The 11,229-nt window shown below is 60.7% G+C and carries 8 protein-coding genes; 2 read left to right on the forward strand and 6 right to left on the reverse strand.

From position 1 onward, the window contains the following. Positions 1-40 precede the first annotated feature (40 nt). Positions 41-796: a fructosamine kinase family protein gene (locus FO268_RS19875; protein WP_150995042.1), complete on the reverse strand. Its 756-nt coding sequence runs from the start codon at positions 794-796 to the stop codon at positions 41-43. Between the two features lie 107 nt (positions 797-903). Between FO268_RS19875 and FO268_RS19880 the strand changes: the two genes are divergently transcribed. Both FO268_RS19880 and FO268_RS19885 read left to right on the forward strand, forming a co-directional pair. Further along, positions 904-1,329 carry a YkvA family protein gene (locus tag FO268_RS19880; protein ID WP_150995007.1) on the forward strand — a complete coding sequence of 142 codons (426 nt, stop codon included), beginning with the start codon at positions 904-906 and terminating at the stop codon, positions 1,327-1,329. Between the two features lie 162 nt (positions 1,330-1,491). Then, a complete protein-coding gene (locus FO268_RS19885; protein ID WP_150995008.1) occupies positions 1,492-2,700 on the forward strand; it encodes an ammonium transporter in 1,209 nt (402 codons plus the stop codon). A 12-nt stretch (positions 2,701-2,712) separates the two neighbouring features. Here FO268_RS19885 and FO268_RS19890 read toward each other — a convergent pair whose 3' ends face one another. Genes FO268_RS19890 through FO268_RS19910 form a run of 5 tightly spaced genes read right to left on the reverse strand, consistent with a single transcriptional unit; the run spans position 2,713 to position 11,118 of the window. After that, a complete protein-coding gene (locus FO268_RS19890) occupies positions 2,713-3,813 on the reverse strand; it encodes a lipocalin-like domain-containing protein (protein ID WP_150995009.1) in 1,101 nt (366 codons plus the stop codon). Beyond that, positions 3,810-6,062, reverse strand: coding sequence for an FtsX-like permease family protein (locus tag FO268_RS19895; RefSeq protein ID WP_191967006.1), 2,253 nt, complete (start codon positions 6,060-6,062; stop codon positions 3,810-3,812). The genes FO268_RS19890 and FO268_RS19895 overlap by 4 nt, the downstream gene beginning before the upstream one ends. 3 nt (positions 6,063-6,065) lie before the next feature. After that, the gene (locus tag FO268_RS19900) at positions 6,066-6,734 is read right to left on the reverse strand and encodes an ABC transporter ATP-binding protein (protein ID WP_150995010.1); all 669 of its coding nucleotides are present in this window, start codon (positions 6,732-6,734) and stop codon (positions 6,066-6,068) included. Further along, on the reverse strand, positions 6,734-9,880 hold the full coding sequence (locus tag FO268_RS19905; protein ID WP_150995011.1) for an efflux RND transporter permease subunit: 3,147 nt from the start codon (positions 9,878-9,880) through the stop codon (positions 6,734-6,736). Before FO268_RS19905 ends, FO268_RS19900 begins: the two co-directional genes overlap by 1 nt. Then, positions 9,877-11,118 carry an efflux RND transporter periplasmic adaptor subunit gene (locus FO268_RS19910; RefSeq protein ID WP_150995012.1) on the reverse strand — a complete coding sequence of 414 codons (1,242 nt, stop codon included), beginning with the start codon at positions 11,116-11,118 and terminating at the stop codon, positions 9,877-9,879. Before FO268_RS19910 ends, FO268_RS19905 begins: the two co-directional genes overlap by 4 nt. Positions 11,119-11,229: the final 111 nt, after the last annotated feature.

Raw genomic sequence — 11,229 nt, forward strand, 5'->3', positions numbered from 1 at the left:
ATCGGGGCACCGCGTGTGCCCCGATCTTCCTGCCCGCAAGTCAAAGCCGCGCTATCACTCCCAGATTACGCCTGCACGCATCGAGATAGGATGCCCCGAAGAGATTGTAGTGGTTGAGGGTGTGATAAAGGTTATAGATCGCCCGCTTGGCGGCGTAAACCTCTGTTCTTGGATAAAACCGATCGTAGGCGCGGTAAAAGGCTTCTGAAAAGCCACCAAACAATTCGGTCATGGCGATGTCCGCTTCCCGGTCGCCGTAATAAACCGCTGGGTCAATCAACCAGGGGCCAGCGTTGCCGAACAGCACATTTCCGGACCAGAGGTCGCCATGGAGCAAGCTGGGATGTTCACAGTGTCTGTTGAGGAATTGCGCCAGAGAATCGCTCTTTTGCGCTAGCACAAGCTCGAATTCTTCCCTCACCTGCTGGTTACGGACCATCCCTACCTGAAAACCCAGGCGGTCTTCGAGGAAAAAATCTCCCCAGTTGTCCGTCACACGATTCTTCTGAAGTGACAACCCGATCATATTGTCACTCTCAAACCCATAGTGGGGCTGACGAACGGCATGCATACGGGCCAGCCCCTCCCCCAGCATTGTCATTGCGGCCTCATTTGCCGGGCCGGGGCTAATGCGGGGGATGACCAGTTCCCGCTCCGACACCGATTTTACCGGCGGAACACGCGGAGCGCTGATACCGGCTTCTTTCAGGGTCCTTGCCAACAACTCAAGCCCCCTGGCCTCGTACAACAGAGCATCGGGAAAAGACGTAGGATTGTTTTTGACGTAATCGACCATATCCACAGTATAACCATGACCCGGATGTAACCCGCAAACCCCTTGGCTTTGCGTCGGCCTTGGTTGATCATGGTCCAGGAAAGGCACTTCAATACAGGTATCTGCCCATGGCTACTTTCAGCGAAAGCAAGGCAAATGAACAGTTGAACACCGAGGCCGACAAGATTCGCCGCGATGATGTGGCTGATCTGCTAAGCCGTCAGAAGGCCATTGAGGACAAAGTCAGAAGCAGTGGCAAGTTAAGCCGTTTCAGCACCGACATCCGCCTGATGTTTGCCATGCTGGGTGACTATTGGCAGGGGAATTACCGGCAAGTACCATGGAAAAGCATTGCGGCCATCGCCGGCGCACTGATCTATGTACTTAATCCCCTGGACCTGATTCCTGACCTGCTGCTGGGGATCGGCTTCCTCGACGACGCCGGCGTGGTGGCTGCCTGCCTGGCCTTCGTGGAATCCGACCTGCTTCGTTATGCTGCGTGGAAGGAGCAGGCTGAACAAACGGCCCCCACAATGGTGCAGGACCACCAATAACGCACAACATCAGGGCACTGGCAAGCCGGTATCCCGCGCCGGCCGCCCTCTTATAGCGCTCAATAATCGTCTAATCCATTACCCATCCTGGTTTTGCCTCACAACGGAACACTCCTTGCTTGGTGTGCACGCTATCAATGCACAACCAGGAGCATCAAACCCGTGGAGATCACGAGTGCAGTACATACCCTGACCGAAAGCGCCAACACCCTGTTCATTCTTATCGGTGCCATTATGGTACTCGCCATGCACGCCGGCTTCGCCTTCCTGGAAGTGGGCACTGTGCGTCACAAAAACCAGGTCAACGCCCTGGTAAAGATCATGACGGATTTCGGCATCTCAGCCGTCGCCTACTTCTTCGTCGGCTACTACATTGCCTATGGCAGCCATTTCATGGCTGGCGCCACCGAACTGACCGCCGCCAATGGCTACGACCTGGTCAAGTTCTTCTTCCTGATGACTTTCGCCGCGGCCATTCCTGCCATTGTCTCCGGCGGCATAGCCGAGCGCGCCAAGTTCTATCCGATGCTGATTGCCTCGGGCCTGATCGTGGCGTTCGTATACCCGTTCTTCGAGGGCATGATCTGGAACGGCAATTACGGCTTTCAGGCCTGGCTGGAGAACCAGTTTGGTGCAGCATTTCACGACTTTGCCGGCTCCGTTGTAGTGCACGCTGTCGGCGGCTGGATCGCCCTGGCTGCGGTGCTTCTGCTCGGTGCTCGAAAGGGCCGATATCGCAATGGCAAAGTAGTGGCCTTTGCACCGTCCAACATACCGTTCCTGGCACTCGGCGCCTGGATTCTCACCGTGGGCTGGTTCGGCTTTAACGTGATGTCAGCCCAGACTCTGGACGGCATCAGCGGCCTGGTGGCCGTGAACAGTCTGATGGCCATGGTGGGCGGCGTTCTGGTGGCCATGCTGGTCGGCCGCAAGGACCCGGGCTTTATCCACAACGGGCCGCTCGCTGGCCTGGTGGCCGTATGCGCCGGCTCGGACCTGATGCACCCGGTTGGTGCGCTGATAACCGGTGGCATTGCCGGTGCCATATTCGTTTACATGTTCGAATGGGCCCAGGACAAGATCGAGCGCCTGGACGACGTGCTGGGTGTCTGGCCGCTGCACGGTGTGTGTGGTGTCTGGGGCGCGATTGCGGCCGGTATCTTCGGCCAGGAAGCCTTCGGGGGCCTGGGTGGTGTCAGCCTGATGTCACAGATTATCGGTGCCGTGGCCGGCGTTGCTGTGGCCTTTATCGGCGGCCTGATTGTCTACGGTATTGTCCGCGCCATTTCCGGCCTGCGCCTGACTGAGGAAGAAGAGTTCAACGGTGCGGATGTCAGCATTCACCGCATTGGCGCCACATCGCTGGAGTAAACACGGCTGCCATTAATCGCTGTAGCCGGTCAGTTCCATATAGCCCACCCCCGGGTGGGAACCGGTAACAGAGACCGGGCTTTCCCAATAGGGATAAAGCCCGGTATTCCAGTAATTGCCGGGCGGTGCTGTGATAGTCACGTCCACATCATACTGAGGAATGGTCAATCGCCACGCAACAGGCACTCGGCCCTGTTCTGATTCATGCCAACTGCTCGGTGACAGGGTAACATCCTCGCTGCCCAGCGCGTCGACCTCGCCCCCGGGCCTGATCCAGCTACCGGCCAGAAAGGCGCCGTCATCCTCCCGCAGGCGAAATCCCATCAGCTTCTCGCCCCCGTCCAGATGCAGGGCAAACCAGTCCCACCCCTGCTGGCCGCCCTTGAGAAACTGGCTGCTCCATTCACGATCAAACCACCCCTTCCCGGAAACCTCCAGGGTTTCCCCACCCAGCGTCACCGTGCCCTCAATCCGCAGATCCACCAGGCTGAAATACATGGAGCCTTCACCACTGGCGGACTTGGCACTGAAACCCTTGTCGCCGTGAGCCACCATCCTGTTGGTGTTGCTGAGCCGCAGATCGTAGGCCCAGCCATCGCCCTGGGCCCGCAAACGCCAGTGATCAGAATCCGGCACCGCCCTCAGCCGCCAGTCATCCAGCCACACTTCGAATGGCTCCGCCGTGGCACCCGTATGACCGACATCGCCACGGGCCAGTTTCTCAGCAAACCAGTGTTCACCGTTAAACGACACCGCGCCATGGGCCATCCAGGCTGCTTCCAGAGGCCAGTTATCAGGGTTGGGGGCCTCACTTTCGACAGATCGAGGCTGCAGTGCCTGGCGGAACTGGGTCCATTGCACGCCCAGAGGGTCACCGTCAGAGGTTTCCAGGTTGGCAGTGAGGTACCACCACTCAATGCGATGTTGCGGATGTGGCCCCCAATCCTCGGGAAAGGTGAGGGTATCGCCGGGCTGTGGTTGCAGGAAACCGGACGCGTCCACGTCTGCCGGTTGCTGGGCCAGCCCGGCGAAGCCAGCCTCGGTTGAGGAATCCGAGCAAGCTGCCACCATCATGGCCAAACAAAGCACAGTAACACCGGCACGCACTCTCATATTTTCACCTGTTGGCCGCTTGCCCGGTGAACCAGCTGCCGTCGCATCAGGTGTGCAACCACAAGACCCGTGACGACCGCCACCAGTCCCAGTTCCAGCCAGAACCCGGGATACAGCGCCATGGGCAATGACCAGCCAAACGCCAGCGGATTAATGCGTGCGACCAGTACCCAGGTCAGCCAGATACCCAGCGGCAGTGCGGCAAGTGTCACTGCCACCGTCAGGATGACCGACAGGCGCCGGAGCTGACTGCGAATGGCTTTGGCGGGCAGACCCCATATGCCCAGCAACCGGAAGTACCAGACCCGGGTGGTAAAAAACACCCAGCTCATGATCAACAGAGCGGCTGCCGCCAGCACCAAGGTCAGCAAACTGATGGCCCGGGTGAGCAGGAAGGTCTGCCCGAATACCCGGGAGGCCAGGGCGCGGATGCTGGCGTTGTCCCTGACGGTGACGTCGGTTACATTCCAGACCTCCGCAAGCTGCTCACGGATCTCCGCCATCGCCAGTTCGCCGGGATTCACCGAGAAACTCTCGAAACGGGCGACAAACCCCTCCGGCAGTGCGGACCCGGCCATTAATATTTCTCCCGCAGGACGGCCGTAGTCCGCGTAGATGGCCACGACATCGACGCTGATCACCGTGTCCCTCACCAGGACTTCCAGAACATCACCTGGCTCAAGCTGACGGCGACGGGCCAGTTGCTCGTTGACCATCACGCCGCCCTGTTCAAGCTTCTGCCAGGGTTGATCAACGCTCGCCAGCAGGGTCCAGGCCGCGACAAGGTCGCTGATTGGCGCCAGTGCAAACAGATCAACGGGGAGTGTTTTATCGCCACCTCCACTTTCACTAACGATGCCAGCCTCGCCGCGGCTCACCCGATGCCAGGGCCCGATGCCTTCAAGACGCCGCAACCGGTCGGCGGCAAGACTGGCATCAGCCCCGGGCGGCACTTCCAGATAGAATTCTGCCTCCAGGCGCTGGGCCAGCCAGTCGTCGAACGTGCTCTCGAAGGTTGTCACCAGTGCCTGTACCGCCAGCACGGTTGCCATGGCGAACTGCAGCGCCACCACCGGCAGCGCCAGCTGCCGGAACATCACCGCCAGTTCCCGATGCCGCCAGCGTGTGAGCGGGCCCGCTCCATCCAGGCTGGCCCGGTCGGAGAGCCTTTGCGCCAAAAAAGCCAGCACGCCAGGAGTAAGCCAGCCGACACCGACAAACACCAGCGCTGTGCCCGCAAAAACCCGGGCCAGCTCCGGGGCCAACGCAACAACCACCAGCCCGGCCAGCACAACCAGCACCGCAGCCAGGCGGGCGCGGCTTGAGCTGAGAGCGCCTCGCCAGCGCTGCGGCACCAGCCAGTCCACCAGGCAAACTGCCAGCACCAGCAACACCATTACCCCGGCGGCTTGCCATGGCAAAGCTTCTGCAGAACCGGCATAGAGCGTTACATCAAACAGGCTGTCGAGAGCCTGCCCTAAACCGCTGCCCAACACCCCGGCCAATTGCGTTCCCAGCCAGAGCCCGGGCAGAACGCAAACGCTGGTCAGTACCACCAACTCCAGCGCCAGCAAACGCCTTACCCGCCCGCGCTGCACCCCGAACCGGTACAACAGGTCAAAGCTGGCCTGGCGCTGGGCTATGCCCAGACGATGCACACTGCGCACCAGCAGGCCAGTGATAAGCAACACCAGTAGGCTCAGCGCATCCAGATTGAGCAGAAAGCTGTCTGCCAGTTCGCCCGTGGATGGACCCAGTGAAAACTCCCGCAGGGCATAGCCTTGTGGCAACTCTGCGTTCTCATTGGGGGCCAGCAGGTAAAGCCGACTGTCATAGCCTTCGCGGGAAAGCCTTTTGGCCTCACTGATATCAAGAAACGGCGTACCATCCAGTTCGCCCGATTTCCCACCCGGGGTCGCTTCGCCAAAACACCCCATGGCCAGGGGATCGATGCCAATCACCCGGCCTTCAGGCGCGGGGCGCTGCACTTCCAGCCAGGGGGCGACGCACAGGCCATCCATCCGCAGGGCTGCAAACTCGGCGACCCCAACAGGCTGTCCGTCGGTCCGCACCACATGAACCCGGGGCGCCACGGCCTCTTCACTCTGGAACAGGCTGTTACGGGCCTGATCTGTCAGCACAGTAACCCCGGCCCACAACATGGTGGCCAACACGATCATCAAAGCCAGCGCCGCCAACTGGAACGGATGACGGCGATAATGGCTGATGAAAGCCCCTACCAGCATCATCGGCTAGGGTGTTCCACTCAGGTCGAGCAAATGGTTGCAGCGGCCAGCCAGTTCGCGATCATGAGTGGCCAGAACCAGAGCACAGCCACTGTTCCTCTGCACGTCAAACAGGCAGTCCGCCACCTCATCGGCGGTATGACGGTCAAGGCTGCCCGTGGGCTCGTCCGCAAGTATCAGCGACGGCGCCATGGCAAATACCATTGCCAGTGCCGCCCGCTGGGCCTGGCCGCCGGACACCTGGTCCGGATAGCGATCAGCTTCGGCACCCACGCCCAGCCGTTCCAGCCATCGGCGCTCGCCACCACCCGCAAGGCCGGCCAGGTTTGCCCGCAACTGAACGTTCTCCACTAGCGACAGGGCCGGCATCAGGTTCGCGTCCTGGAACACCACACCGATGGAGCGTCGCCGCAACTCTGCCCAGCGTGTGTCGAAGTCGCGATTATCAGAGCTGTCAAAGGATTCCCCTGCTACCGTTATGACGCCCCCGTCCGCTCTTTGCAGGCCACATAGCAGGTTCAGCAGGGTGCTCTTGCCGGAACCCGAGCGTCCGATAACAGCCAACGACTCCCCCGGCAAGACACTCAGGGTAAGGCCGGTGAGCACGGAAACCCGTTGTCCACCACTGGCAAACCCTTTGCTCAATCCTTCAATGGCCAGTACCGGGCTCGACATTAAACGCTCCGCTGGATAGTGGGTTCCGGTTCTTCGCCCCGGCGGTAGGCGCGCCATTCCCGGAATTGTTCAAGATAAGACAGCAATGCCGGAATCACCGCCAACACCAGCAAGGTCGACAACCCCAGGCCAAAGGCTATGGACGTGGCCATGGGGATCAGGAACTGGGCCTGGAGTGAGGTTTCAAACAGTAATGGCAACAGGCCACCAATGGTGGTCAGAGAGGTGAGCAGAACCGCCCGCACCCGCTGCACCGCCGCTTCGTTAAGAGCATCGGTAATGCCCAGCCCTTTCTTTCGCTGCTGGTTGTAAAAGGCCACCAGAATAATGGCGTTATTCACCACGATTCCGGACAGGCCAAACAGGCCGAACAAAGAGAGGATGGTGAGCTGAAGCCCCATCAGCCAGTGGCCGATCAGGGCCCCTACCAGAGCAAAGGGAATGATGGCCATCACTATCAATGGCATGCTCCAGGAGGCGAACACCCAGGCCAACACCACATACATCAACCCCAGGCCGATAATCAGGCCGGTTTGCATGTCCTCCATGGTTTCACGCTGGTCGGCCGCCCGGCCCTCGAAGCTGTATCGCAGGTTGTACTGGCTGGCCAGTGCCGGCAGTACATTCTCCTCCAGGCTGGCAATAATCTGGTCGGCGGTGCTGATGCGGGTATTCAGGGAAGCCGTGACCTCCACCGACAATTCACCCTCCGCATGCCGCAGAGCCTGGAAGCCCTGACGGTGATCCAGGTTCATGACCTGGCTCAGCGGCACAAAGCGACCGTCCGGCACCCGCACGGTGAGCTGTGAGAGCGTCGCCATGCTTTCACGCTGGTGCCGCGGCAGTTGTACCCTCACCTCCACTTCGTCACGTCCATCCTGGTAAATCTGGGCAATACGACCATCAAACGCCGCCCGCAACTGGCGACCGAGGTCACTGGTGGTCAGCCCCAGCGCCTCACCGTGGGCACTGACCTGATAGATAAGCTGCTCACGGCCCCAGGGCATGTCGTCTTCGGTATCCAGCACACCGGGCAGTGTGCGCAGGGACTCATTGAGGGTTTCAGCCGCCGTCTTGAGGTCGATGGCGTTCTCTCCGGTCAGGCGCACATTCACATCCTTGCCCGGGGGACCAGACTGGCGCTCGGAGATGGTGAGGTTATCGAGTCCGGCAGGTCGGTTCAGGCGGTCCCGCCAGGCCATGATGAATTCGGGGTTTCGAACCGAACGGCGGTCCGAGGGAACCAGCTCCACCATGATGGAGCCCAGTTCATCCCCGGTCCGTGTGGTGCCCTCAGCACCCTGACTGGTGCCATGATTGGCAACCGCATGCAGGATCAGGTCGCCCCCGAGCGCCTCTTCGGTTTCGTTCAGAGCCTGCTGCATCCCGGCGATAAAGTCGTCCACGGATTCCCGGTTGGTGCCGGCCACAAAGCTTGCATTGGCGTAGAGTACCGAGGGCTCCGGAGTGGGGAAGAAGTTGAACCCGAGCCGGCCGCCAACCAGCAGCCCCACTGTCAGCAGGGCCACCGCCAGGGCCGAAGCCAGGGTAAGGCCACGATGCTGCAGGGTGTAGCGGGACGCCTGGCGGAAAGGCCCCTCACGGAAACGATCAAAGCCTGACTCAAACCGCTTACGCACCCGTTCCACCGGGCCGGGGCCAGCCTTTTTGCTTTTGCCGGGAATAAAGGCATGGCGCAGGTGGGCCGGCAGCACGATAAAGCACTCCAGCAAGGAAGCGACCAGCACACAGATCATCACCAGGGGGATGTCACCCAGGATATTACCGATGACGCCCCCTACCACCAGCAGCGGCATAAACGCTGCCACGGTGGTCAGCGATGACGCCAGCACCGGCCATACCATCCGCTTGGCAGCCCCCTCTGAAGCGTAGATGGACTCCTCGCCCATGCGGGCGTGGGCGTCAGCGTCCTCCCCCACCACAATGGCATCGTCCACGATCACCCCCAGAGCCATGATCAGTGCAAACAGGGAAATCATGTTGATGGAGCCGCCAATGCCCCAGAGCACCGCCAGCGCAGCGAGAAAGGCCGTAGGAATACCAATGGCCACCCACAGGGCCACCCGTCCCGGCAGGAACAGGTACAGTAGGATAATAACCAGGACCAGGCCACCCATGCCGTTCTTGATCAGCAAGGAAATACGGTCGTCCAGTAGCTGCCAGGTTTCATCGTAGACTTCCAGTTTCACAGAAGGCGGCAACACCGGGCGAGTCTCCGCCAGCCAATTTTCCAGCACTCCGGCCGCCTCCAGGGAGTTACCATCCTCGGCCCGCTGGAGCTGGAGTTCGACCGCCGGAAACCCATCCCGGGTGATGTTCACCTGACTTTCCCGGGCCTCCTGGCGGATGATGGCAATGTCTCCCAGGCGCAGCTGAATACGTTCACCGCTGAGCACCGGTATGGTTTCAAAGTCCTGGGGGCTGCGGCGCTGCTCCACGGACCGAAGTTCACGGGTGGCGTCCTGCTGGCCCATCATTCCCGCAGGTAAGTCACGGGACACAGACCCTACACGCTCGGCAATCTGGTCCAGCGAAAGGCCCAGGGCTTCCAGACGCTCTACCGGCACATCAATACTGATCTGCTGCTCCGGCAGGCCGCGAATGGATACCCGGTCAATACCTCGTGACAGCAGCTCATCTTCATACCGGTAGGCCAGCTGGCGAAGCTCCCCCCGGTCCATGTCGCCATAAACCAGGAGTCTGCCCACGGGCTCGTAGCGTTCAAAGCGGGTTACCTGGGGCTCTTCCGCTTCTGCCGGCAGGTTGGTGAACTCATCCACTTGCTGGCGCACATCATCCAGTGCCTGGATCGGGTTGGTATTCTCCGTAAATTCCAGGGTAATGGATGACACTCCCTGGGCGGAGGTGGAGGTCATTTTCTTGAGCCCCTGGACGCTGCGAAGACGCTGCTCCAGGGGGTTGGTTATACCCTGTTCCACGTCTTCCGCGGAGGCACCGCTCCAGACCACCCTCACACTGACAATATCAAGGGCAAAGTTTGGGAAGAACTGGATGTTCATCCTGGTCAGCGCCAGGGCGCCACCAAGCAGCATCACCAACATCACCAGGTTGGCCGCTACCCGATGGTGTACGAAGAAACCGATTACACCGCGGCGACGCCTCATTCGTCCGCCTCCGGCGCGGCGCCGGCAAGTTCCACTTTCAGGCCCGTCATGGCATTGGGTAGATGGGTGGTAATCAGCGAGTCGCCGGCCTCCAGCCCCTCCGCCGACACCACCACATGACGATCACCGTTCGAACCTCTGGCCTCTCCAAGGCGTTTCACGGTGACGCGCTGCATACGGGCGTCCTCGGTCATCCGGTAAACACTGTCGCTGCCATAGAGGGCACTGTAAGGAACGGCAATGGTGTTTTGGGCTGGCGGCCTTTCCAGAGTCACCGGGAGCAGGCCACCCGGGCGCAGGCCCCCGGCCTCTCCCCGCAAGGTCAGAATCGCCTCTGTACCGGCAGGATCGCTGGTCCCGGCGAAGCGGGAAAGGAGGAAACGATGCCGGCCATCATCCGTAACCGCTTGCAGTTCCTCGCCGGAATCCAGGGCATCCAGCAACTCCTGGCGGAACACATCCGGTACCCGGGCTCTCAGTTCCAACCCCTGGTCGGGGTAGACAGAAAGCAACCGGGCGTTCTGCGATACACGATCCCCCTCCGCCACCTGGATATCAGTCACGATACCGTCGAAGGGCGCCCTCACCGTCGCTCTTTCTGCGTCCCGGCGTGCCGAAGTGAGGGCTGCCTGGGCGCGGGCAAGCCTCGCCTCCAGGCTTTGTACCCGGGAGGGGTGTTCGTCCACTGCCCGCTGCCGTGCAGTGACCGTCAGGCGGGCGCGGGCGAGGGTATCAGAGGCGGTCTCCAGCGCTTCCCGCGAAGTCAGGTCCCGATTGACCAGCGATTGTGTTCTCTCGAACTGCCGCCGGGCGTTATCGAGAATGGCTCTCTCGCCTTCGAGCGCATTGCGATCGGTAGCATAGCGCACCTCTTCCGAGGACAACTGGGCCCGAAGATCGCCTACGTCGGCTTCCGCCTGGGCAACCAGAGGCGCAACATCTGCCTCATCCAGGGCGACCAGCAGCTCTCCCGCTTTCACCCGCTGCCCCTCCCTGACAGGTCGGCTGCCAATTCGTCCCGCAAGAGGTGCGGCGATGGTGGTCTGTTCTGGCGCCACCAGCTCGCCATACAGGGGCAATATCGGCGCACGGGTATCCGGCGTCACCGTCATGACCTCAACGAGCCAACTGCGTTCTCTGGCACTGACAGTTTCCGGCTCGGGCCTGGTGACCTTGAGCAGGATAAAACCAGCAACACCGATGGCAAGTATCAATAAAGGAACAAATCTTTTTATCATGGTTATCTGGCCAATCGCGGTGTGTAAACCTGGATGAAATCCGGCTTCTTACTATACAACCCGAACCCGCTTTTGGATCCGGATCTGCCATGGTGCGTCAATATAGCGCAT

This window comes from Marinobacter denitrificans, from assembly GCF_008795955.1.
GTDB classification, from domain to species: domain Bacteria; phylum Pseudomonadota; class Gammaproteobacteria; order Pseudomonadales; family Oleiphilaceae; genus Marinobacter; species Marinobacter denitrificans.